Annotated in this window: 17 protein-coding genes and 3 pseudogenes; 9 read left to right on the top strand and 11 right to left on the bottom strand. The window is 60.0% G+C overall.

Annotation, left to right across the window (positions count from 1 at the left end; genetic code table 11):
* Window positions 1–108: 108 nt before the first annotated feature.
* Window positions 109–465 carry a hypothetical protein gene (locus NDO75_RS19450; protein ID WP_310908271.1) on the top strand — a complete coding sequence of 119 codons (357 nt, stop codon included), beginning with the start codon at window positions 109–111 and terminating at the stop codon, window positions 463–465.
* Window positions 466–684: 219 nt separating this feature from the next.
* Here NDO75_RS19450 and NDO75_RS19445 read toward each other — a convergent pair.
* Together NDO75_RS19445 and NDO75_RS19440 are read right to left on the bottom strand one after the other, a co-directional pair.
* Window positions 685–1,095: pseudogene (locus tag NDO75_RS19445) on the bottom strand (universal stress protein).
* Between the two features lie 321 nt (window positions 1,096–1,416).
* Window positions 1,417–1,779, bottom strand: coding sequence for a PaaI family thioesterase (locus tag NDO75_RS19440; protein ID WP_310908270.1), 363 nt, complete (start codon window positions 1,777–1,779; stop codon window positions 1,417–1,419).
* Between the two features lie 10 nt (window positions 1,780–1,789).
* Here NDO75_RS19440 and NDO75_RS19435 point away from each other — a divergent pair.
* Window positions 1,790–2,092 (top strand): annotated as a pseudogene (locus NDO75_RS19435) (DDE-type integrase/transposase/recombinase); the annotation flags it as partial.
* A gap of 233 nt (window positions 2,093–2,325) precedes the next feature.
* On the opposite strand, the gene speB reads toward NDO75_RS19435, so the two are convergent.
* From speB to NDO75_RS19415, 4 genes are read right to left on the bottom strand one after another with little or no spacing between them, the layout of a single operon-like run.
* Window positions 2,326–3,333, bottom strand: coding sequence for an agmatinase (speB, locus tag NDO75_RS19430; RefSeq protein WP_310908269.1), 1,008 nt, complete (start codon window positions 3,331–3,333; stop codon window positions 2,326–2,328).
* Window positions 3,326–4,648 carry an aspartate aminotransferase family protein gene (locus tag NDO75_RS19425; RefSeq protein WP_310908268.1) on the bottom strand — a complete coding sequence of 441 codons (1,323 nt, stop codon included), beginning with the start codon at window positions 4,646–4,648 and terminating at the stop codon, window positions 3,326–3,328. The genes speB and NDO75_RS19425 overlap by 8 nt, the downstream gene beginning before the upstream one ends.
* Window positions 4,649–4,663: 15 nt before the next feature.
* Complete coding sequence (locus NDO75_RS19420; protein ID WP_310908267.1) at window positions 4,664–5,797, bottom strand: ABC transporter ATP-binding protein; 1,134 nt, start codon at window positions 5,795–5,797, stop codon at window positions 4,664–4,666.
* 39 nt (window positions 5,798–5,836) lie between these two features.
* Window positions 5,837–7,000: a substrate-binding domain-containing protein gene (locus NDO75_RS19415; RefSeq protein ID WP_310908266.1), complete on the bottom strand. Its 1,164-nt coding sequence runs from the start codon at window positions 6,998–7,000 to the stop codon at window positions 5,837–5,839.
* A gap of 276 nt (window positions 7,001–7,276) precedes the next feature.
* On the opposite strand from NDO75_RS19415, the gene NDO75_RS19410 reads away from it, so the two are divergent.
* The 3 genes from NDO75_RS19410 (at window position 7,277) to NDO75_RS19400 (ending at window position 10,487) form a co-directional block, all read left to right on the top strand.
* Window positions 7,277–8,173 carry an ABC transporter permease gene (locus NDO75_RS19410; protein ID WP_310908265.1) on the top strand — a complete coding sequence of 299 codons (897 nt, stop codon included), beginning with the start codon at window positions 7,277–7,279 and terminating at the stop codon, window positions 8,171–8,173.
* 2 nt (window positions 8,174–8,175) lie between these two features.
* Window positions 8,176–9,012 (top strand): ABC transporter permease, encoded by an 837-nt coding sequence (locus NDO75_RS19405; RefSeq protein WP_310908264.1) that lies wholly within the window; start codon window positions 8,176–8,178, stop codon window positions 9,010–9,012.
* 131 nt (window positions 9,013–9,143) lie between these two features.
* Entirely contained in the window at window positions 9,144–10,487 is a 1,344-nt protein-coding gene (locus NDO75_RS19400) for an aspartate aminotransferase family protein (RefSeq protein ID WP_310908263.1), read from the top strand.
* Window positions 10,488–10,838: 351 nt separating this feature from the next.
* On the opposite strand, the gene NDO75_RS19395 is transcribed toward NDO75_RS19400, so the two are convergent.
* Together NDO75_RS19395 and NDO75_RS19390 are read right to left on the bottom strand one after the other, a co-directional pair.
* Window positions 10,839–13,175, bottom strand: coding sequence for an aminotransferase class III-fold pyridoxal phosphate-dependent enzyme (locus tag NDO75_RS19395; protein WP_310908262.1), 2,337 nt, complete (start codon window positions 13,173–13,175; stop codon window positions 10,839–10,841).
* Window positions 13,176–13,430: 255 nt separating this feature from the next.
* Window positions 13,431–14,738 carry a glutamine synthetase family protein gene (locus NDO75_RS19390; protein WP_310908261.1) on the bottom strand — a complete coding sequence of 436 codons (1,308 nt, stop codon included), beginning with the start codon at window positions 14,736–14,738 and terminating at the stop codon, window positions 13,431–13,433.
* A gap of 159 nt (window positions 14,739–14,897) precedes the next feature.
* Between NDO75_RS19390 and NDO75_RS19385 the strand changes: the two genes are divergently transcribed.
* On the top strand, window positions 14,898–15,527 hold the full coding sequence (locus tag NDO75_RS19385; protein ID WP_310908260.1) for a type 1 glutamine amidotransferase: 630 nt from the start codon (window positions 14,898–14,900) through the stop codon (window positions 15,525–15,527).
* Between the two features lie 31 nt (window positions 15,528–15,558).
* On the opposite strand, the gene NDO75_RS19380 is transcribed toward NDO75_RS19385, so the two are convergent.
* Window positions 15,559–16,884 carry an aminotransferase class III-fold pyridoxal phosphate-dependent enzyme gene (locus NDO75_RS19380; protein WP_310908259.1) on the bottom strand — a complete coding sequence of 442 codons (1,326 nt, stop codon included), beginning with the start codon at window positions 16,882–16,884 and terminating at the stop codon, window positions 15,559–15,561.
* 214 nt (window positions 16,885–17,098) lie between these two features.
* Between NDO75_RS19380 and NDO75_RS19375 the strand changes: the two genes are divergently transcribed.
* From NDO75_RS19375 to NDO75_RS19365, 3 genes are all read left to right on the top strand, one after another.
* Complete coding sequence (locus NDO75_RS19375; protein ID WP_310908258.1) at window positions 17,099–18,106, top strand: ornithine cyclodeaminase family protein; 1,008 nt, start codon at window positions 17,099–17,101, stop codon at window positions 18,104–18,106.
* A gap of 419 nt (window positions 18,107–18,525) precedes the next feature.
* On the top strand, window positions 18,526–19,020 hold the full coding sequence (locus NDO75_RS19370) for an Lrp/AsnC family transcriptional regulator (RefSeq protein WP_310908257.1): 495 nt from the start codon (window positions 18,526–18,528) through the stop codon (window positions 19,018–19,020).
* Window positions 19,021–19,212: 192 nt separating this feature from the next.
* Window positions 19,213–20,733: an aldehyde dehydrogenase family protein gene (locus NDO75_RS19365; protein ID WP_310908256.1), complete on the top strand. Its 1,521-nt coding sequence runs from the start codon at window positions 19,213–19,215 to the stop codon at window positions 20,731–20,733.
* Between the two features lie 490 nt (window positions 20,734–21,223).
* Here the strand turns inward: NDO75_RS19365 and NDO75_RS19360 are convergent.
* Window positions 21,224–21,486 (bottom strand): annotated as a pseudogene (locus tag NDO75_RS19360) (hypothetical protein); the annotation flags it as partial.
* A gap of 1,498 nt (window positions 21,487–22,984) precedes the next feature.
* Window positions 22,985–24,232: a transposase gene (locus NDO75_RS19355; RefSeq protein WP_310908255.1), complete on the bottom strand. Its 1,248-nt coding sequence runs from the start codon at window positions 24,230–24,232 to the stop codon at window positions 22,985–22,987.
* Window position 24,233: the final 1 nt, after the last annotated feature.

Here is a 24,233-nt window from a genome sequence, read left to right as displayed (position 1 = left end):
CACCGAGGTGTGTGGAAACAGTAATCAGACACACGTCGGCCACGTTATCCACAATAGAAAACATATTTGACAGACAACACTTATCCGGCGGAGAAGCCCATTGGAGATATGGCTACGTATCCCCACGAGACTGAGCGATTGGAGACAGATCGAGTACACAACAATACAATCTTCAAGACTCTCTCCGAGCCGCGACGACGATTCAGTCTCCGGTATCTTCGAGTCGCCGACACACCGGTAAAAGTGGGTGACTTGGCAGCGGAAATTGCAGCGTGGGAAACCCGCCGACCAGTCGATCAATCGGATGATGGTACAGACGCGATCGAAACTGCTCTCGTACACAATCACCTGCCGTTGATGGATGAATCAGGATTTATCGAGTATGATCACGATCAGCAGACGGTGGCCTTGACTGACCAAATCGATGAGATGCAGACGCATCTCAAGATATGTGGTAATAATTGAGGCTGTGAAAAGTACTCAGACTGTACTGAGCGATCTCCAACCTCGCTTATTAAGTCGAATTCCGTAGAACATTCGCGCTGTGTATCTCGTACGCCTCGCTCAATCTATCCAGCAGCTGGTAGAAAGCGCGTGCAAGATACAGAGCGTGAATGCAGCAGAAGTGCGGCCCAGAAGCCGAACGACTTGGATCGTTACTCTTCGGTAGACTGGTGCTCATCGCTAATTTTCTCGTACAATCACAACGGAACATGGTGCCCGGCGTGTGACCGACTCGGCGACGCTCCCGAGCAATACCCTAGACATTCCCGACTAACCAGTACTCCCCATAACGATGTGATCGACATCGTTCTCTTCGGCGTATCTTACGATCGTTTTCGCGGCGTGGCCTTCCTTCATCCGCGTCTCGATTCCTCGATCGTGTTTGCCCGCGATTTCGTCGGCCCGGTTGAGTGTTTCTCTCCCTTTCTCGACGGCAAGTTCGTACGCCGATTTGTTCGGGTCTTGTGGGAACTCCGTAACTTGAACGACGTGAAACGCGTGTATCTCCGCTTCTGGGAAGAGATCGAACGCTTCCCTGAGGGCTGCTTCAGATTCCGATGATCCATCCAACGGAACTAAGATCCGTTTCATGACCTCTAGATATACGTGGCTGCCAGACTTAATCGTACTTCTGTAGCCGCTCTTTTGAAGAGTATCGAATTCAAAATATTAGAGTCTTTGGCCAGAGCCAGTCCAACTGCTGAACTCACGCTCCAGATCTTGATGTCGAGGCGATAGACCACGGTTCGTGGCGTTAGATTATTGCCCTCTATTAACCGATCACAGCAATCCCGAAATGACCGAACCGTAGAGCAAGATACGCGCTATGTATTCATCACGGCTTGTAGAACCTATCACCGACTGAGGGTTTCAACAAGGCCGTATATTTTGACCGGTGTTGCCACTCTGTAGTCAGAGTGTCAACGGATTCGAGTGGGAGCGATCACAATCCGTTTTAACCAACACAATCGGCACATCCACGGGCCTGTTGGTTAATACTGGAGACGAATCTTGATTTCCGGTATCCGCTCCGAGGGTGTCTTCGCACACCGTTAGACCGATAGTCCGGCGCCGAACGACGACCGTGGCCGGCGCCTCGAGGCAGTCCTCGAACACCGGCCGGAGAAAGTTGACTTTGAGTTCGATGTTCGTCGTCGATTCGTCTTCCTCGAGCGTGGTCATGAACGCGATCGCGGTCGTCGTGTCCGCTAGCGCGGTAATGACGCCCCCTTGGGCCGGGCCGCCGCGGTTCCGGTGCCGGGTGGTCGCCTCCATCGAGAAGACGGCCTCGCCGTCGCGGGTCGCTGTTGATGAGACTACTGACAGGATTTTCGGAGAATAGTCTTGTATCTACACTGCAATATCCGTAGGTTCTAGCTCACTCTGGATGTTGCAGTGTTCGGACGACGAGGCACTGACCCAGCCGCTGTATTCCTGCATCGAGTGACCGAGAAACACGATCTCTCTGAGGTTGTGTTTCTCGTCGCTGGCTACAGCTATCTGACTTCCCCTCTCGCGGGTAGGGTTGAGCGGTCAGCTCGACGACGGTGACCGAAATCTGGTTGAGAAGTGGTTTTACACTTCAAGATGCGAGTTGACCGCGTCTATATCTCGTGGGTGGGGGGGGGGGTCGAGTGAGCGTCAGAGGGAGTATTGTGCATTCTCAAACTATTATATCACATGGCGACTATACCAATCGCCAAACAGACAAATACTATCAGGGGTGCTAAACCAGCCAGCGGAAACTCACTCGTGACCGCAACTCGTAGGACCGTATCGACCGATCGATTCTCGTCCAAAGTCGCCGAGTCGAACCCGATATCACTCCGCGAACCGGCGTTCGATGAGCGTGACGAGGAGGTACGCCGCAAGCGTTTGCGTCGACCCTGTCGGATCGCGTTCGGGGGCGACCTCCATGAGGTCTGCGGCCCCGACCGCGTCGTGTGTCCCGAGGATCTCCATTATCTCGAGCGCCTCGTGGCTATCCAGTCCGGCGGGTTCCGGCGTGCCCGTCCCCGGCGCGATGCCCGGATCGACCGAGTCGATATCGAACGTGACGTAGACCGCGTCCGTTTCCGCGGCCGCCTGCTCGATCGCGTCCGTGACGACGTCCTCGATCCCGTTCGTCCGGACGTCCCGCATCGTGTAGAGGTTCAATCCGGATTCGTCGGCGAACTCGAAGAATCCCGGCGATTCGTACCCGCGGATCCCGATCTGACTGATATGCTCGAAGTCCGAATAGTCGGATTCGGCGATCAGCCGGGTAGGCGATCCGTGGAAGTGCTCTCCGAAAACGGGACTGTCCTCGGCGGTGTCGGTGTGTGCGTCGATCTGGACGAGGCCGACGCTGTCGGCATCGCTGGCCTCGGCGAAGCCGCGAAACGATGGATACGTGCAGTAGTGGTCTCCACCTAACAGGACGGGAAACGCCCGCTCGGCGGCCGTCGCTACGTGCGCAGTGATGCTCTCGGCGGACTTCTCCTGATCGAGCGGAAACACCGGGACGTCGCCACAGTCGGCGACCGTTACGTCGCTGAAATCGATCTGCGCACGCGTGTTCATGTTCGTCACTCCGCCCTTGTACCCCGACAGGTAGGCCCACCAGGCGCTCGCCTCGCGGATGGCCGACGGCCCGTAACGTGCGCCCGGCCTGTTACTCGCGGCCGCATCGATGGGCGCTCCCAGTACTGCGACGTCGGCGTCTGCGAGATCCTCGACGTCACGGGGCTCGCCCTTGAGGAACGTCTGCCTGCCAGTGTAGGCGAGTTCGACGTCGGTCCCCTCGTATCGGTCGTGGAACGCCTCGGCGCGCGACCGCTCGTCACTCATCGTCGGTCTCTGCGTCGATGGCCCTGCGGAGCGTCTCTACGGTCCGATCGAGATCGTCCTGGTCGATCGTCAGTGGTGGCTGGAATCGCATGACGTTCTTGTAGTAGCCGCCGACGCCCATAATGATCCCCTGCTCGCGGAGTTCGTCGGCGACGGCCGAAGCCAGTTCCTTGTCGGGAGCCGGAGCGTTGCCGCGCGGCCCCGTTTCCGACGGGTCGACGAGCTCGACGCCCTGCATGAGGCCGAGCCCTCGAGTCTCGCCGACGACATCGAACTCGGCCTCGAGTTCGGCGAGTCGGTCGGCGAGCCAGGCCCCCTGCTCGCGAGCGTGCTCGACGATGCCGTCCTGCAGTTCGTCGATCGTCGCGAGCGCCGCGGCACACGCGACGGGGTTGCCGCCGAACGTGGAGAGGTGATCGCCGGCCTCGAAGGCATCTGCAATTTCCGCGGAGGCGGTAAACGCGCCAAGCGGTAGTCCGTTCGCGATCCCTTTCGCCTGCGTCAGAATATCGGGCACGACGTCGAAGTGTTCGCTGGCGAATAGCTCTCCCGTACGACCGTACCCGGTCTGAACCTCGTCGACGATCAACAGCGCGTCGTGTTCGTGAGCGATTTCTTGGACGCCTTCGAGCCAGCCCTCCGGCGGCACGATGATGCCGCCCTCTCCCATCACCGGCTCGACGACGATGGCGGCGAGATCGTCGCTCGTGTGGGTGCCGATGACGTGTTCGATCTCGGCCGCGGCTCGATCCGCAAACGTCGCGTCGGAGCCCTCGTCGGCCGAGCGGTAGCGGTAGGGTGCCGGGGCGTGGACCGCGTCGTTGATCGTTGGCCCCATCTCGTGTTTGTAGGTGTGATTGCCGGTGAGCGCGAGGCTCCCCAGCGTTCGGCCGTGGAACCCCATCTCGAGGGCAACGACCTCCTTGCTGCCCGTGTACTTGCGGGCGAGCTTCACCGCGCCCTCGACGGCTTCGGTCCCGGAGTTACAGAAGAAACTCTTCTGGAGATCACCGGGCGTCACGTCGGCGAGGCGCTCCGCGAGATCGGCGACAGGCTGGTTGGGGTGGACGTACGAACACCCGTGAACGAACTCCTCGAGTTGCGTTTTCGCGGCGTCGACGACGGCGTCGTTTCCGTGACCGACGTTCGTCACCGAGATGCCGGAGAAGACGTCGAGGTATTCGTTCCCGTCTAAATCCTCCACCGAGCACCCCTCTGCCCGACGAATGGGGACGTTCAGTGACTTCCAGATCGGCATCAAGTATTCGTCGTACTGTTGCGTGACCCGTTCGTTCGACTGCGTCTGTTGTGACATCGTGGCACCTCGTAACTACGCTTCGATGACGTTGCCTACTTTCGCCGGGAACCCGACTGTTACCTGATCTCCGACGTCGAAGTCGGCAGTTTCCTCGTTTATCTGCCGTTCGATCTCCAGCGTCTGTGACCCGATATCGACGTGATAGTTCTTCAGCGACCCTTTGTAGATCGTTTCGTCGACGGTTCCCTCCCATTCGTTCTCGAAGCCGGGACTCTCGTCCGGGCCGACCACTGCGATCTCTTCGGGCCGGACCGAAACGATGGCGCGGCGCTCGCTGAGGGCCGGGTGTGCTTCGATGCGCACGTCGGCATCGTCGCCTCGGACGCTCGTCCCGTCGGACGAGACGGTCCCCTCGAAGAGGTTCGTTTCGCCGAGGAACGTCGCGACGAACTTCGTCGCGGGATCTTTGTACAGCTCGTCGGCCGGTCCGACCTGCTCGATCTGACCGTCGTCCAAAACGGCGATTCGATCCGACATCGTCAACGCTTCCTCCTGATCGTGCGTGACGTAGATGAACGTGATTCCCAGCTCTTCCTGAATCTTCTTGAGTTCGACCTGCATGTGCTGTCTAAGTTTGCGGTCGAGACTCGCGAGGGGTTCGTCGAGCAGCAAGACGTCGGGTTCGCGGACGATCGCACGCGCCATGGCGATCCGCTGTTTCTGTCCGCCCGACAGCTCCGTCGCCTTCCGGTCCTGATAGCCCGGAAGTTCGACTAGCTCCAGCGCTTCGGAGACCTTCTCTTTCCGCTCGTCAGCCGGGACGCCGTCCATCTCGAGTCCGAACGAGATGTTCTCCTCGACGGTCATGTGCGGGAAGAGCGCCCACTCCTGGAACACCATACTGGTGTCGCGCTTGTTCGCGGCCGCGCCAGTGACTCGCTGACCGCTGATGTGCACGTCGCCTGCGGTCGGCGTCTCGAGACCGCTGATCATGCGAAGCGTGGTCGACTTGCCACAGCCGGACGGGCCGAGCAGCGTGAGGAACTCGCCCGGGTTGATCTGCAGATCGATCCCGTCGACGGCGGTTACGTCTCCGAACTCCTTCCGTAGTCCGTCGAGTTCCACGGTGCCGGTTCGAGTCGCATCCGACTCGTCGCGTTCGCCGGTCGGCGCTCCCGTGTCCTCGACTGCTGTTTCTTCCATCATGGGCTCGCTTTTCGAGGGTGTCGTGGTATCGCTTTCCATTTACACGTCGCTTTCCGCTTTCGCATCTTCCCACATGTCCGTCCACGCGTCCGTATTATCCGAGAATTCGTACGGCGTCGTCTGCTCCGAGATGGTCTGCGCGGCGTCGAACCCGTCCTCGCTGAACATGAGCGCCTCCTGCTGGTCCGCGTCGAACTGATCGAACGAGGCGGTGTTCACCGGCGGACTCTTCGCTGCGGGCTCCCAGGCGATGCTGTACTGTCCCTTCGGGGAAATCACCTTGTTCATGAACTCGACGGCGAGGTCGGGGTTGGCGGGATCCTTGACCATGCACATCCCTTCGGTCCACCCCATTCCGCCCTGTTCGGGGAGGACGACGTTGACCCAGTCGTTGCCCTCAGCACGGAGTTCCGACATCGTGAAATTCCCGACTGGAGAGATGACGATGTCTTCCTGCAGGAACGCCTGGCGGATCGCGCTGGTCCCGCTGTAGATCGCTCCCATGTTGTTGAACATACTGACGAGCTTCTCCTTGATGTCGGCGAGTTGCTCCTCGTTCTGCTTGAACGGCGGGTAGCCCAGCGCCTGCGCGATTTTCGGAATGTTCCACGTCGGCCAGTCCATAATCCCCATCTCGCCTTCGTACTCGCCGTTCGGACCGCCGGTCCAGAGCACCTCGTAGGAGGAGTAGTGCTCTTCGGGGACCTTGTTCGTATTGACCGTCAGCGTGTCCCAGCCCCACCGAGTCGGGAGCGCGTACATCTCGTCTTCGTACGCGAACGACTCGAACGGCCACTGGAACTTCTCGAGGAAGTTGTCCATCTCCGGGAAGTCGTCCGGATTGAGCGATTCGATCGTCCCTGCTTCGGCGTGGCGGGCTGCCCAGGTATTGTTCACCGTGAGCAGGTCGTAATCGGACGTCCCGCCGCTTTTGAGTATGTTGAACCCTTCGGGGTCGCTCGAGACGAGACTGATGTTAACGGTGGCGTCGTTTTCGGACTCGAACTCGTCGATGATCGTGTCAGTGCCGTACCCCTCCCACGTGAGCACGTTGAGAGTCGTCCCGCCGCTCAACGTGTTTCCGAGACAGCCCGCCATCGCCGCCGTTCCGGCGAGGCCGGCCGACTGAAGGAAGGTCCGTCGTGATGCTCCGATACGTGCGCGTCCGTTCTCGTCGCCCGTTATGTCTTCGAATTTGCTCATTACAGCTCGTGTTACCTTGTCTCATAGGGCTATATAATACTTTCCACACTATCCAACACACTGGATTGTGATCTGACACCATCCAGCTATTAGTTACAAAACTGAATCTGAGACGAGTTACTGTCGGCGCTCGTTCGGAATATAGTGTGATATTACCTGCCGGTGTACACGCTTCTGGAGAAACTCCCCTGAAGAACTGGAGAACCGCTTCCTCTCGATGTCAGTCTCAGTGGGTGAATCACAAGCTATATTGTGCGCCGTTTTAACATAGCGGATATGGTAGCTGAGTCAAGGGAAAATGATAGTCTATCTCGGACTATAGTCAACCGAATCAAGGAATCGAACGGATTCCTCGCAACAGGAGGGCCGATCCTGTTCCTCGAACTGTTGTTCTTCATCGGGCCGCTCGCGATCATGTTTTTCATCGCGACGATGCGGATGGAGGACTTCGCGCTGCAATACGCCTTCACGCTCGAGAACTACATCGGGGCGTTCGCCGGTTCGGCCAACCGCGCTGCGTTCATCAATACGACGACGATGGCGGTGCTGACGACGGTTACGGCAGTGATCGTCGCGTACCCGTTCGCCTACTACATTGCCAGACGGGGCGGCGAGTACCAGAATCTCCTCCTGATTATGGTCATGATCCCGTTCTGGACGAACTACATCGTCCGGATCTACGGCTGGCAGATCATCCTCGGATCGAAGGGTATCCTGAACAGCATGCTCATCTGGATGGGCGTGCTCAACGAGCCCATCTCGTGGATCATCAACACGAAGTTCTCCATCTGGCTCGGGCTGACCTACCTCTGGTTGCCCTTCATGGTCCTGCCGCTGTACTCCAGCCTCGAGAAGATCGACGAGAGCCTGATCGAGGCCGCGTACGATCTCGGCGCGTCGCGGCTGGCGGTGTTCCGTCGGATCGTCCTACCGCTATCGATCCCGGGGCTCGTCGGCGGGATCATTTTCGTCTTCATCTTCAGCATGGGCGCGTACATCGTCCCGGCGATGATCGGCGGCGGCGAACTGTTCGTCGGAACGCGGATCGGGTACGCGTTCGGTATCGGCGGCGACTGGCCGGTGGGCGCGGCGCTGGGGAGTGTCCTCATGCTGGTCGTCGCCGGCGTCCTCTGGTCGCTCATGGGATACACTGACGTGGAGGAGATGTTCTAACGATGAGTACTGAAACGTCCAATTCCGACGCTGGCGGCGAGACCGTGACCACTCAGGTCGATTCGATCCTCGCGGTCGCGGAGCAGTACTGGCTCCCGATCTGGACCGTGCTCGTGTTCTCGTTCCTCTACGCGCCGATCGCCGTGTTGATCCTCTTCTCCTTCGAGAAGGGGACGTTCTCGTCGATTCCCTGGGACGGGTTCACGACGCAGTGGTACGCGCAGATGGTGAGCGACACGCGACTCATCCGCGCGACGATGAACAGCCTGTACGTCGGCATTGTCGTGACGGCCGGAGCGACGACCCTCGGAACGCTCGGTGCGATCGCCCTCGTGCGAGCCGATTTCCGGGGGAAGGGGCTCTACCGCGCGCTCGTAGTCGCGCCCATGACGATTCCCGGACTCATCCTCGGGATCGCCCTCCTGCTCTGGTTCAACTTCCTGAACATCAACACGTCGCTGCTGACGGTGATGATCGGCCAACTCGTGTTCGTCACGCCGTTCGTCCTGATCACCGTCAGTGCACGCCTTCGCGGGTTCGATCCCGAACTCGAGGAGGCCGCTCGCGACCTCGGTGCCAGCAAGTGGCAGACGTACCGCCGGGTGACGCTCCCGATCCTGATGCCCGGTATCGTCAGCGGCGCGCTGTTCGCCTTCACCCTGTCGTTCGACGACTTCCTGATCGCGTTCTTCACCAGCGGTGTCCAGAACACACTTCCCATCTACATCTGGTCGAAGGTCCAGCACGGAACCGACCCCGTGATCAACGCGATCAGCACCATGGTGTTGCTGTTCAGTATGGGACTCATCGTCGTGAGCGAACTCATCCGACGGCGCTGATTTCGCTCAGTCACCCGTCCGCCCCTCGTTTTCGACAAAACAACTGTGACTGATAGGATATAATCCTATCAAATGGCATTCTTTTGAATGTAGTATAAATATTTATTACGATACGAACGAACGGGCGACACATGGACCTCTGGGACAGTCTCGAATCGGAATACGTCGATCGCACCCCGAAGAGCAAGGAACGGTTCGAAGAAATTCGGAACCACGTCCCCGCCGGCGTGGCCAGTACGTACCGCGCGTGGGATCCGCATCCGTTCGTGGTCGACCGAGCGGAGGGCGTCCACCTGCACGACGTCGACGGCAATTCCTATCTGGACTTCGATATGAACAACGGAGCGGGGATGGTCGGACACGCGCATCCCGCCGTTACTGACGCGGTCAAGACCCAACTCGACGAGGGGACGCTCTTTACGCATCCGCACGACCTCCTCGCGGAGGCCGCCGAGGAACTCAAGAAGCGGTGGGACCCCGTCGACCTCGTCCGGTTCACGAACAGCGGGACGGAGAGCACGATGCACGCCATCCGTATCGCGCGAGCGTACACGGGCAAGGACAAACTCCTGAAGATCGAAGGGTCGTACCACGGCGTCCACGACGCCGTCCTGATCAGCAAGTCGACGCCCGAAGGGAAGCTGGGTCATCCCGAGCGTCCGACGAAGCTGATCGAGAGCGAGGGGATCCCCGAGGCGATCGCCGACACGGTCGAGATCGCTCCGTTCAACGACCTCGAAGCAGTCGAGGGGATCATGCGCGAGCACATGAACGAGATCGGCGCCCTCATCGTTGAACCGATCGTGATGAACGTCGGCGTGACGCAACCGTACAAGGAGTTCCTGCAGGGGCTCCGCGAACTCTGTGACGAGTACGGTATCGCTTACATTTTCGACGAAGTGAAGACCGGCGTCAAGGTCGCCCCCGGCGGCGCGGCCGAGTACTACGACGTCGAACCCGACCTCGTCGCGATGGCCAAGAGTATCGGCGGTAACTTCCCCGTCGGTGCCTTCGGCGGTCGCGAGGAAGTCATGCGAACGATCGAAGACGGCGCGGCCCACTACGGAACGTACAACGGGAGCCCGCTCGTGCTGCAGGCGGTCACGACCGTCCTCCGGGACGTGCTTACCGACGACGCCTATCAGCACGTCAACGACCTCGGCGAGAAGCTCGTCGCCGGCTACGAGGATATCATGGCCGACGCCGGAATCGACGGCCACGTCGAGAACGTCAACTCGCAGGGGATCGTCCACTTCACCGAGGAACGGATCGAGAACTACCGCGACTTCCTCGAGCACGTCGACACCGAGTTCCACGAGAACTACTGGTTCGCGATGCTCAATCAGGGCGTCCTGCCTCATCCGCACGACGCCTCCCAGCAGTGGACCATCAGCGTCCAACACGAAGAAGAACACATCGACGAGCACCTCGAGGCGTTCAAATCCGTCGCCCCGCTGCTCGCCGAGAAGCAGTAACCGAACCGCCCGCGCCGCTCCTCGCGCGACGGCACACCTGCTTCCCGCGAACGAACGTGGTTCGTTTTGCCGGTCCGGGACCGCTCGAAGAGCGGCTCGCTCGAGCGCGGCAATTCCGGTCGCCTTCCGGCGGGATCACCGCTAATGGCCTCCGATAGTTCGATCTCCTCGCGGCTACCGTGTAACTCCGCGGCGATCGTGCTCGCGATGACGACGGGCCGAACGGTCGGAGAGTGCTATCGCCCGATCGGGACCCCGGCTCTGGGTTTCTGTAGAGTCCGTGTGAACAGATTGCTCCGATTTTCTCGTCCCGTCTTGGTTGGCTTTCCGCCCCGGCGGAATTTGTAGGATTTAGTTTACGACGCTCTGTTCCGAGAGGACGTCGTCTAACGCTTCCAAGAGGCGGTCCGCGTGCCCTTTTTCGAACACCAGCGGCGGACGGATCTTCAGCACGTTACCCTCTCTGCCGGTCGAACCGATGAGAACCCGACGTCGACGGAGTCCGTTGACTACTGCGGTCGTCTCGCTCGGTGCCGGCTCCCAGGTCTCTCGGTCTCTGACGAGTTCGACACCGATCATCAGTCCCCGTTGACGGACCTCGCCGATGAGTTCGTATTCGACGGCCAGTTCTTGCAGCCCGTCACGCAGGTACGTGCCGACCTCGACGGCGTGAGTCAACAGGTCTCTCTCCTCGATCTCGTCCAACACCGCCAACGCAGCCGCACAGGACACGGGATTCCCGCCGAACGTACTGAAAAACCCCGTCCGGTCGTACAGGGTCGACGCGATGTCTGACCGCGTCACGACGGCCGCGACGGGATGTCCGTTGCCCATCGGCTTGCCGATCGTGACGATGTCAGGGACGACACCTGCGCTCTGGAACCCCCACATGCTCGAGCCGCTTCGTCCGTACCCGGCCTGTACCTCGTCCGCGACGACGACCCCTCCCGCCTCGCGGACGCGATCGATCATCGATCCCAATCGCTCTCCCTCGGGAGGGTGGATCCCGTCGCTGGTGAACAGCGAGTCGAACACGAACGCCGCGGTTCCCGACCCTCGTTTCTCGAGAGTCGCCAGCGACTCGGTTATGTCTTCGACCGGGTCTCGATCCGCGTGCATCCGGCGGGGGATTTCGTCGACCGGCGGACGGACTGTCTCGACGTGGTCCGGGCAGAAACCCTCGGGCCAGATTGCAGGCGATTGCGCCGTCGTCGCCTCGGTAATACCGTGATACGCGTTCTCCGAAACGATTGCGCCGTCGTTTCCGGTGGCCGCCGTAGCCAGCCGCCAGGCGGTGTCGGTCGCCTCGCTTCCGGAGTTGACGAACAGGACTCGGTCCAACTCGTCGGGCATCGTCGCCAGGATGCGATCGGCCAGCGCGACTGGAGCCTCGTGCAGGTACCGTGTGTTAGTGGCCAGTGTACGCGCCTGCCCCCCGATGGCGTCCGCGACTGCGGGGTTCGCGTGCCCCACGACCTGTACGTTGTTGTACGCGTCGAGGTAGCGACGACCGGACGAATCGTACAGCCACACCTCCTCGCCGCCGACGAAGTGGACGGGATCGCGGTACGAGAGGGGAGACGATCCGAGAACCTGGCGTCGCCGAGACTCCAGTTCGGCCGTGTCCATTCGGGAGTACGGAACGTCACCGGCCAGCGCGGCGGTTCGCAGGCGTCGACCGACGGTGTCCAGCCCCAGTTCGTCGAGCGTTCGCAACAGTTCCCATCCGTCGTCGACGCCGGCGACGCTGTGGTCGTCGGTCTTCTCGGGATGTTCGTCGAGTCGCCACGCGACCGTGACTCCCCACGTGAGGTGCCGTGCCGCGACGAGGTCCGCCAGCAGGCCGGCCTCTTCTTCCTCGAGTGGCGTGACGCTGACGTAGCCCCGGATCACCGCCTCGGCCGCCTCGATCGGGTCTTCGCGGCGGTACATTACGCTCGCGATCGCCATCGCGAGGTCGCTCACGAGGGCCGTGTGGGTGAGATCGCCGAAATCTACGATGCCGCTGACCCGATCGCGCTCGTCCAGCAGGACGTTGTCGAGCGTGAGGTCGTTGTGAATCACTTGCGCACGGAGCGAATCGAAAACCGGTTCGACCCGATCTTCGAACCGATCGAGGATGCGGTCGGCGAGATCGCGTCGCTGTTCGTCGGTGACGGAGTCGAGGAGCGATCGAAGTTCGGAGGTGTGCCGCAGGTCCCACAGTATGTCGTAATCTGCGTCGGGGTGGAAGAAGCCGCGAAGCGCCTCTCCGAGTCTCGCCGCTACCGCTCCGTACTCGTACAGGGCCTCCTCGTCGAGCTCCGGCCCCGGAGCAGTTCGCCCGGGAACGTGCGTAAACATCCGCACGAGGTACGTCTCGTCGTCGTCGACGGACGTCCAGGGCGAGCCATCGATCGTCGGAACGATCTCCATCACCGGGAGGTCGGGATCGGTCCGAGACACGTGCCGCAGGGCCTCGGCCTGCAGCTCGAGTGACGAAACGTCGTCGGCCGGACTGGAGATCTTCAGTACGTACGCCTCGCCGTCGTCGGCATCGATCCGAAAGTTCTGGTCCCGCTCTCCGCCGAGTTCCGTCACCGTTCCTCGCTTCCCGAACTCGCGTTCGGCGATCCGTGCCGCTCGCCGTTCGTCTAACGATGGGGGCTGTACAATAAACGGGTCTAACAGCTCGGACGCGTCCGTCATCGGTCGTTCACGTCCGGTCGTAGGTGATTACCTTTCATATAGGTTCCCGTTATATATAATCGAAATGTCACTCCCGCTCCCGCGGGTAGTGTTTCGTCAGTAGCACTGTGTCAGCGGAGCCGTTTTGGGATCACGACTCGGTCGCTTCCGGTTCGCTATGTCTGCGATAACTAGTTCAATGAGCGCTTCTCCCGCTTCAATCCGGGTGAGCCCTATCGCCGCACCCCTCTGTGACCGCGCTTCCGATCCGAGCCGTCAAATCGTCTTCACGTACTGGTCGCGTTCCCAGTCGGTGACGTGATCCCGGAACGCCTGCAGCTCGCGTCGTTTGGAGGCCGTGAACATCCGCACGACGTCCTCGCCGAGGAGGTCGACGAGCGCGTCGTCCGTCTCGAGCGCGCGCAGGGCGAGCTCGGGCGAGCGCGGGAGCTCCGGTCGGTCGCCGGTCGGGTCGCCTTCGGTCGGCGCCGGCGGCTCCAGCTCGCGCCGGAGCCCGTCGAGGCCCGCGGCGATAGTCCCGGCCATGACCAGATACGGGTTGGCGTCGGCGCTGGCGATCCGCGTCTCCAGACGGGGCTCCCCCAACGGGAGGCGGACCGCGGTCATCCGGTTGTCGTACCCCCACGAGGCGGTGTAGGGGACGAACGAACTCGGTTCGAACCGCTTGAATCCGTTAATGTTCGGCGTGCCGAGCGCGGTCAGCGCATCGGCGTGTTCCATCAGGCCGCCGACGAAGTGGCGGCCCCGCTCGGAGAGCGTGTCGCCCGTGTCAGCCTCGAAGGCGTTCTGCCCGTCGTCGAACGCGCTCACGTGGAGGTGATAGCCACTGCCCGGTCGGTCGGCGAAGGGCTTGGCCATGAACGTCGGCCACTGGTCGAAGCTCCGGCCGACCTGCTTGACGAGCCGCTTGAAGTCGAAGGTCGTGTCCGCCTGTTCGAGCGGTCGGCCGTAGTCGAACAGCACCTCGAGCTGGCCGGCACCGTGCTCGTGGTGGAGCGCAGTGAGGTCGATTCCGTAGTCGCCGGCCCACTCGGCGAGCCGGTCGTAGAAGCCGGAGACCTCCTCGGTCGCCCAGGAGACACACTCGTGGTTGCCGCCGGTCGCGGGGACGTACTCGTTCCCGGGACCCTCCTCGAGGAGGTAGAACTCGAGCTCGCTCCCGGCGTAGAAGTCGAACCCGAAGTCGTTGGCCGCGAGCACCGACTCCAGTGCCGCCCGCGGCGAACTAGCCAGCCGCTCACCCTCGTGGGTGAACCGACACAGGACCCGGACGGCGTTCTCGCGCCAGGGCAGCCGTGTCGTCGTCTCCGGGATCGGGTGAACGATCCCGTCGCTGTGTCCGATCTCCGCGCCGAGTCCGGTTCCCTCCGGGACGTGATTGCGCGGCGTCTGGGCCAACATCACGAGGTTCATCGTAAACCCGTCGGCCCACTTCTCGAGGAAGGTGTCGGCGGTGAGTTGCTTCGAACGGGAGATGCCGTTGACGTCGGCGAACTCGATGAAGACATGGTCGATCGCCGGGTCCTCGATCACCTCGATCATTCGATCGGTCGCGTCGGTCATTCGAGCATCGCCTCCTCGCGGCTTCGTCCCCCGCGGTTCGGTCCCTCACGGATCGATTGCTGTGTGGTAGATGGTCTCATTGAGGGTGTGGCACCGTCTGAATGGAGATTGCGGTAGAGGTACTATAATTTATTGTTCTCGGGTCAGTACCGAGCGGTGATGATACTCGTCCTCGACGACGAAGTCAGATCGGAGTATCGCTATCTCGGTCCGGAGATCGAACACTTCACCCCCGAAAGCGACTATCACGTGTACGCGGAGGACCGCGATCATCCGCCGCTCGAGGAGTACGACGGCGTCATCATCAGCGGCAGTACCGCCAGCGTTTACGAGGAGGGATATCCGTGGTTCGAAACGCAGATGGAGCTCGTTCGGACGTGTCGCGACCGCGAGCTGCCGCTGCTCGGCGTCTGCTTCGGTCACCAGCTCGTCAACGCCGCGCTCGGCGGAAGCGTCGTCGAGGACCGACGTCGCGCCACGTTCGTCGAAATGACGAACGTCGACGCGGACGACCCCATCCTCGCTGGGGTCGAGCCGATCGTTCCCGTGCTCCACTCCGATCTGGTCGTCGAGCCCGGATCCGGAATGGAAGTCATCGCCGAAACCGAGTACAACGAGTATTTCTGTACTCGCCACGCCGACGCGCCGATCTGGACGGTCCAGTTCCACCCCGAGTTCACGACGCGCGTTCGCGATCGTCCCAGCGACTGGACCGACGGCGATCACTCGTTCGACGAGTGCAACGCGACGGCGGTGCTCGAGAACTTCGCCGCGTACTGTCACCGATAGTCGCGACCGGAGAGAATCAGTCGGGAAGCGCTCACTCGAAGACGGCGGTGAACGCCTCGTCGAGCATCTCGACCGCGTCGTGGATGTCGGATTCGTCGATACAGAGCGGTGGCGCGACGAGTAATTGAAAGTCCGGCCGGCCGACGCCGACGAGGAGTCCCGCTTCCCCCGCCGCCTCGGCGACGTCCTCGACCGGGTTGTCGGCGTCGTCGTCGACCCACGAGTTCGCGAACGGCTCCCCGGTTTCGGGGTCCTCGACGACGATCCCCCAGAGGAACCCTCGACCGCGAACCTCGGCGACGACGTCGTGGCGCTCCGCGAGGGCCTCGAGTTCCTCACGCAGTACGGGCTCCAGGGACTGGACGTTGTCGATGAGACCGTCCTCGTACGCCTCGATCGCGGCGAGACCGGCGGCACAGGCCACCGGATGGCCGGCGAACGTCTGCCCGACCGCGGTACCGCCGTCGCGGACGCGCTCGGCGATTTCCTCCCGCATGAGAACACCGCCGAGCGGGACGTACGAACTCGTGACGCCCTTCGCGAACGTGATCATGTCCGGATCCACTCCCTCGGTTTGCATCCCGAACATCTCTCCGCAGCGACCGAACCCGGTGATCACCTCGTCGGCGATCAGGAGGATGTCGTACTCGTCGCAGATCTCGCGGAGCCGTTCGAAGTATCCCGGCGGGGCCGGAAATCCGCCGCTGGATCCCGCGACGGGCTCGATGACGACTGCAGCGATCGATTCGGGCCCCTCGTTTCTGACGACGAACTCGACGTGGTCGGCGGCCTTCTCCGCGAGCTCCGCTCCCTCGGCGTCGAACACGTCAGGAAGGGGCGGGAGGAACTTGACGCCGCCGGTCGTCGACGCGTGAGATTGAACGGCGTTTCGGGTCGTGGGATCGCCGGTCAGGTTCGCCGCACCGTACGTACTCCCGTGATAGGACTGCCATCGAGTCAGCACCTTCGACGCGTCCTGACTCTCGCGAGCGATCTGGATCGCCAGTTCGTTCGCCTCGCTCCCCGATACGGAGAACGTCACGTCCGTGAGCGGCTCCGGTGCCACGTCTGCCAGCACGTTCGCCAGTCTCGTCCGCGCGTCGTTTTCCTTCGCCGAGGAGACGTACGGGATCCGTCCGAGCTGATCGGTGATCGCCTCGATGATCCGCTGGTCGTCGTGGCCGGCGTTGACGCAGTACAGCGACGAGAGGAAATCGAGGTAGGAATCGCCGTCGGCGTCGGTCACCGTCGCACCGCTCCCCTCGGTCAGGGGGGCCCCGTCGCTCTCCGGGTCGTACCAGTGAGAGATATTTCTTGACCCCTCATTCAACATCATGGGCGTATTGTTGGATTTCATTCTATCTAACCCATTATAGTAGATGCTATATATTATTACCGGCGCTCCGAACTGAGGAATACCGCTTCCTCCGGCCGCTACGTCGGACGGATCCGTCAACGACCGACGGATGGCTGGCTGTTAAACTGAATCCGATATCGCAACTATATATGAGATATAAGACGATATTGCCGGGACAAGTCGAACTATTACAGTATATGATACGTCTTGAGGTATGTCTGTTCGACTGCTTTCCAGCGAGGACGTCAGCGAGAACGCGCAAATGTCCGACGTAGTACCGGCCGTTCGAGAGGCCTTCGCCGCGTACGAACGGGGAACGGCCCAGATGCCGCCGAAGTCGTACGTGGATCTCGAGCAGTACAACGGCGACTTCCGCGCGATGCCCGCGTACCTGGACACCGGCGAGTGGGACGCCGCGGGCATCAAGTGGGTCAACGTACACCCCGACAACGGCGAGAAGCACGGCCTCCCGACGGTGATGGGGACGATGATTTACTCTGACCCCGAAACGGCCCTTCCGCTCGCCATCATGGACGGGACCGAACTGACGATGAAGCGCACTGGCGCCGCGGCGGCTGTTGCGACCGACGAACTCGCCGTCGAAGACGCGACGAGCCTCGGTATCGTTGGCGCTGGTATCCAGTCCTACACGCAGGTCGAGGCCATCGCCGAGGTCCGCCCGATCCAGGATATCGTCGTCAGCGATCTCGACGAGAATCGAGTTCGAGAGTTCGTCGACCACTTTGGCGACCGATTCACCGTCCGCGAGGGTGACGTGTCCGAAGCCGCGTCCTGCGATGTCCTGTCGACGGTGACGCCCGTTCGGGACCCGATCGTCGAATTAGACGATGTCGGTGACCACACGCACATCAACGCGATGGGTGCCGACGCTGCGGGAAAACAGGAACTCACTGACGACGTGCTCCTCGAGGCGACACTCGTAATCGACGATCACGCACAGACGACCCACTCCGGGGAGATAAACGTGCCCTACTCGACGGGCGTACTCTCCGACGAAGACATTCACGCCGCCCTCGGCGAGATCGTCGTCGGTACGAAAGCGGGCCGAGCGGGCGACGACGGTATTACCGTCTTCGACAGCACCGGTCTCGCGATTCAGGACGTTGCGACTGCACATATCGCCTACCAGTCCGCGATCGAAAACGAGAACGGAACACCGTTCAATCTCCTCGACGTCACAGAATCGCACGCCGAACGCTAAGACCGGTTGCTGCCACCCTGTCCTCGTTGCATCTGTCCCTGTTCGACTCCAGCACGTGTTCGACCGAATTTACACGGGTTCTCGTGCGACACCGACCTGACTCGTAGTCGTCAGGCTGACACGTCCTCACCACCTTGTCCAAATATACTCTCCCCAACTGGATAAAATCCGATAGATATATATTTTATCGGCTTACATTCAGACTTGGATGATCGATCATGATTTTACAGCCGTATGAATGTAAAATTCGTGCGGAAGCCTCCTCGGCGGGTCACTACTTTGCCAGTGGATGTCGTTCTGGGTAGTGGAACCGGCTATGTGAACACCTCATTTATTTTAGATCATGGATTTGCATACAACAATACAATAAAGTAGGCGGCATACGACATACTGTGTAACCGATAACGCTGACTGACATTATGGACGAAAAAGACATCCGAATTCTTAACGCGATTGCGGAGATCGAGTCCGGGAGTGCCGAAAAAATATCCAAAGAAACCAATATTCCAAAATCGACTGTTCATTATCGGCTAGATAATCTACAGACGAAGAACGTCATCACTAACGATCTGTTCGACCTGAATATGGAAAAACTCGGGTTGAACATCACGGTCATCACTGAGGTTTGGGCGGACTACGATCAGGGATATCATAACGAAGTCGGAGAACGATTGAGCGAGGTCGAGGGTGTCAATCAGGTCTACTTTACGATGGGTGACACGGACTTCGTCGTTATCTCTCGGCTGTCGAACCGAAACATGGTCGAACGTATCGTCGAACAGTTCGAAGCGATCGAGGAGATAAATCGGACGAGTTCCAAATTCGCAATCAAGACGATCAAAGACGAGAACCGTCCGCTCAACGACTTCGATATCGAGTTGCTACTCGATAATCTAGAACCGCTTCAGGACTAGACGAGCCGTCGCTTTTAACGAAATCCGCTTGACAGCTCTCCCCTCTTGGGACGCCAGTATCTTGGAAGAATTTATAACTCATTGGCCCAATAGTCGGATTATGTACCAGTCAATAAGAGAATGTCATATATTTCGACAGAGGATCGATCCGGCCGGACACGTATCGACTCTCACGTCGTTCTCTGACTACCGATGACGAACGACGACTTCACCGACACGATCCATCGGAATCACGAACGAGCAATCTCCGAGGCGACAGCGGACGCTCAGTTCGACGCCTGGATCGACGGGGCGTCAGCTGCGTCCAATACCGGTCGACGTTTCGAGACGCGAACACCCGCGGTCGACGAAACGATCACGACCGTCCCGCGCTGTGACTCCGAAGACGTCGATTGGGCCGTCGATGCGGCCGAGGCGGCGTTCGACAGCACGTGGGGATCGCTGACGGCCGGCGAACGATCGGACGCCATCCTCGAGTGGACGTCGGCACTCCGGGCGAATAGCGACGAACTGGCCTTGCTCGAGAGTCTCGACGCGGGGAAACCGATCGAGAACGCGAAGTACGAGGTAGGGAAGGCGCTCGACTACATCGAGTACTACGCACACGTGGTCCGAGGCGAACAGGGCCACCAGATTCCGGTCGCCAACGATGTCCACGCGTTCACGAAACGTGAGCCATACGGTGTCGCCGGACTCATCGTTCCCTGGAACTACCCCCTCATACTGACGGCGTGGAAGCTCGGTCCGGCTCTTGCGGCGGGGAATACCGTCGTGTTGAAACCCGCAGAGCAGACGCCGCTTTCGGCGACGCGGATCGCTCAACTCTCTGCGGGGATTCTCCCCGATGGTGTGCTCAACGTCGTCCACGGGTTCGGCGACGAAGTCGGCGCTCCCCTGACGCGTCACGAGGACGTTTCCAAGCTCTCGTTCACCGGTGAAGATATGACCGGAGAGACGGTGATGAAAGCTGCCGCCGAAGGGATTACTCCGGTGACGCTCGAGCTCGGTGGGAAATCGCCATTCGTCGTCTTCCCGGACGCAGACTTAGAAAAGGCGGCTTCCATCGCTGCCGAGGGGGTTTTCTACAACACAGGGCAGTCATGCGAAGCCTTCTCCCGGACACTGGTTCACGAAGATGTCCACGACGAATTCATGGAACTGTTTGAATCCGAAGCCGCTGCGCGGAGCATCGGTGATCCGCTTCGGGAGGAGACGACGACTGGTCCACTCGCGTCGAAACAACAATACGAGAAGGTGAAAGAGTACGTCGAACTCGGCCGGCGTGAGGGTGCTACAGTGGTCCGTGGCGGTGGCACCGATCCGCTCGACGACGAGAATGCCGGCTGGTACATAGAGCCGACCATCTTCGACGATGTCACGAATGACATGCGAATCGCGCAGGAGGAAATCTTCGGACCAGTGGCGTCCGTGCTCACATTTTCCGACTACAACGAAGCGATTGCTATTGCGAACGATATCGACTTCGGTCTGGCTGCAGGAGTGGCAACGACGGATCTCTCTCTCGCCCACCGTGCCGCTGACGATATCCGAGCTGGCACAGTCTGGGTAAACCAATACGGCCGGCTAGTTCCGGGAACACCGTTCGGCGGATATAAACGGTCTGGTATCGGGCGGGAATGTGCAAAAGAGACGCTCAAGGAGTATCAGCAAACGAAGATGATCAATATTCAGATCGATGACCCCGAACTCTGATTGGAATTATCTAGCTTACTACCTCTGCTAAATATACAAATTAATTGATTATATCGGTCAGTGTGTGTTTTAGTAGTGTGTGAACTGATCAAGTAGTCCTCTGACGCCGGCCCGATTGCTTACCCACGAATTGTGAAAGCAGTCAACGCGCATCGTGAAGGCTTGAAACTGTTCCTCGAGTAGATATTAGTGGATGTAGTCGACCTGACCGTCCAATACTAACTGAAAGAGTAGCCAGCTACCCGTAGCCATCGACGAGAACCACAATCTTGCTGAGATCGTGTTTCTCGGTCATTCGATGCAGAACGCAGCGACTGGACCGGTGTCTCGTCGTCCGACCACTACGACAGCGAGAATGAGCCACAAGCCCATGTGTATTGTAATATACACCCAAGACCAGCCACCGTTCATATTGACAGCGATCTTATCAATACGACCAGTGAGGGTTTCGGCGGGTCTCGAACGCCGTCGGCCAGCTGCTGTACTCAGTGGCACGATCGACCGTCTTCTCCCCGTACGTCGCCCCATCCGCGTAGTGTACTTCGTCCCACTTGTCTCGGAGCAATCCCGTCTGACGACAGAGTCGACCGACTCGGCCGCTGTCACTGCCGGTCCAGAACGCCAGCAAACAACACAGCGCCATATCCACCTCTAACTGACTCTCGTACCCGGCAGTCGAGCCACGCCACAATCGCTCGGACTTCTGCCGTTCGTCGCGTTCCGCGCTCGCTCGAGCAGTTCCTCGTCCTCGAGCGCTACTCCGTGGCTGCTCGTCTGTTCGCCGCCAGAGTCGCCCATCGAAGTCGGCGGCGTTCCCGCTTTCGTCTCGCCTCGAGGCTTTGTCTCCCCGATATACTCGGCCTATACCGACTCGAGGTCTGCCTGGCCTATCACAGCAAAACACTCCAGAAGCGGACTCGGAACGGCCGCACAGATCACACCTGCGACAGCTGTCCGTTCAGTACGCCGGTTGATTAGACCACTCGTTATTCCACTGCGGCCGTCAGGCAGTAGTCGGCGAACGCCCATTCGGATTGCGACGATCCCGACGTCCAGGCGTACAAGCGAATTCAGAAGGCGAAAGACGCAATGCTAGAGGATCAGTAGCATCAAAATGATGAATGGAGTGGGGGAAGGAGTGCGCTTCTAATGTGAGCAGAAGGCGTCTATGTGTTCACTGGCGTTACTATTAACGCTTGCCGTTAGTTACAAACAGCCAACAACCTTATTTCAGTTCACTCGAACATCCAGATGGCGAGGGGAAGGATCTGGTCGAAGACCCCACCACCTATCGATCCGCTCCAAGACAGACCTCGCCGCTTCCGAGATCGTTCCAACGTGTAGCCAACCGCCATATTGTCACACTCTCGATTTCGGACCCCACCCGATTGACACACCACTTGAGGGATGGGGAGTTGACGCCGACCTCTGTCGGCGTTTTCTCGAGACTGAGGCTTGTATACTAAGCCGCGGCCAACGCTGGCGATGTAACTCACTGATCGACAGGGGGATCTCATCATCGCCGTCGCGCTCACCGAACTCAGTGTTGGCTTCCGCGAAGCCGATCCCGAGTTCGCCGAGTGGGCGTGGCAGTTGGCCGCCGATCGACTCGTTGAGCACGACGCTGACCCGTACGATGCCGACGAGGCGCTCGAGAGTGGACGCTCACGACGTACGGTCCTCGAGAATACCTCAAACCCGCCCGGATAGGCGCAGGGGGATGGCCGCCGGCCGGGACGGGGTTGACAAGATCGCGGTAGGTGGGGTTCTGATTGGATCGTGTCGCGTGGGCAAACGCGACAGTGAAGATGTTCGGCCAATCGCATATCAATCTCTGTCCGATTCCGAGTCGCTTGGAATCGTACTACTAGCCTTTTGAGATTACACCCGTTCGCGTTGCGCCGCTCTGTGGTCGGATTTTGGAACAATGGAAGGGGGATATGGGAGAAGGACTGCGCCTCTGGACAGGTGCGGCAGAGGCGGCCCGTTGTTTTGGCAATAGCTATTAACAGTTGGCACTAGTTTCAATTGGCCAACAGAATTATCACCTCATAATGTCAATGTCCCTCTGGCGAGGGGAAAGGATCTGTTCGGCGACCCAGCCTTGATCCGCTCCGAGACGCACCTCGCCGCTTCCGGGATCGTTCCAACGTGAGGCCAATTGTCATATTGTCACACTCGATCTCGGGCCTTCCATTGACGTATCTGGAAGGGGGCTGAAACGCCGATTCACCTGTCGGCGTTTTGTGAACTACCCCACCCTACCGTTCGGGCTGACGCCCTCGTGCTTGAGGGTGGGGCTTCCTGCTTTCACGACGCGCTTTGCAGACACAACGGTGTCCGTAGGGAGCGCAGTCTCCACAGGCATTGATTCGGAGTGTCCCACTCCTATATCTTCGAGACCGCGAGAAAGGATGTTCCACGCCGCGTTCGCGTCCCTGTCCGCCTCAAACCCGCAAGCAGGACAGGAGTGTTCACGGACCCACAACGGTTTTTCTGTCGAGACACCACACGACGCGCATTCCTTGGTCGTCCCTCTCGGGTTGACCGCCACGAAGTGCGCCCCCTCGCGTTCGCACTTGTACTCAAGTAGCGAGAGGAACGTTCGCCACGCGGCAGATGCCGTGTTTCGGCTGTTCGACGGCGATTCGAGCATCCCTTTCACGTTCAGATCTTCGATCGCCACGAGGTCGTACTCACGAGCATAGTAAGCAGAGAGCTTGTGCAGGAAGTCGCGGCGCTTCCGTCGGAGGTCGGCGTGACACTCCGCAACCCGGCACCGTTGCTTCTCGTAGTTGTTCGACCCGTGTTGCTTCCGCGAGAGCGTCCGCTGTTCACGTTCCAAGCGTTCGCGCTCGTCGGAAAGGTCGAGCGACCCGACTGCCGTGCCGTCGGTGTCGTGGGCGTACGTGAGAATCCCCACGTCAATACCGACGCACTTCTCGGGATTCTCAGGTGGCTCAGGAGGTTCGCGGTCCATTTCAACGCCGAAGGTGGCGAACCACTCCCCCGTCGGTTCCTTCTTGACTGTGACCTGCTTGAGCTTCGCATCTTCGGGGATGGCCCGGTGGAGCCGTATCGGTATATCCGCGAGTTTCGAGAGTGACAGGACAGTCTGACCGCCCTTCTTGTCGAGCTTGAAGCCAGACTGGCTGTACGTGAAACTGCGGAACTCCCGTGGCGGTTTCCACGTGAGTTGACCGACGCCGTAGCCGTTCTTCTTGAGTGCTGAGAGTCCTTTGAGGTTGTCGAACAGGCGTTCTACGACGGTTTGGAGAACCTTCGAGTGCACGTCCGAGAGGCCGTCCCACCATTTCTTGAGGTCGGGTAGCTCCGACCGCAGGGTGGTCATGGACGGCAGTTCTCCGTATTCGTCTTGGTATTCGTTGAGTCGGTAGAGTGTGTGGTTGTACAGTTGCCTACAAATGTCGCGGTGACGGTCCAACTCCTCACGGTGGGCGTCGGACGGCTTGAGACGGTATTTGTAGGCGTAGTACATT

Source organism: Natrinema sp. 1APR25-10V2, assembly GCF_031626495.1.
Classification (GTDB): Archaea; Halobacteriota; Halobacteria; order Halobacteriales; family Natrialbaceae; genus Natrinema.
The sequence above is the reverse complement of the archived record's forward strand: the minus strand, read 5'-3'. Positions and strand labels throughout refer to the sequence as shown.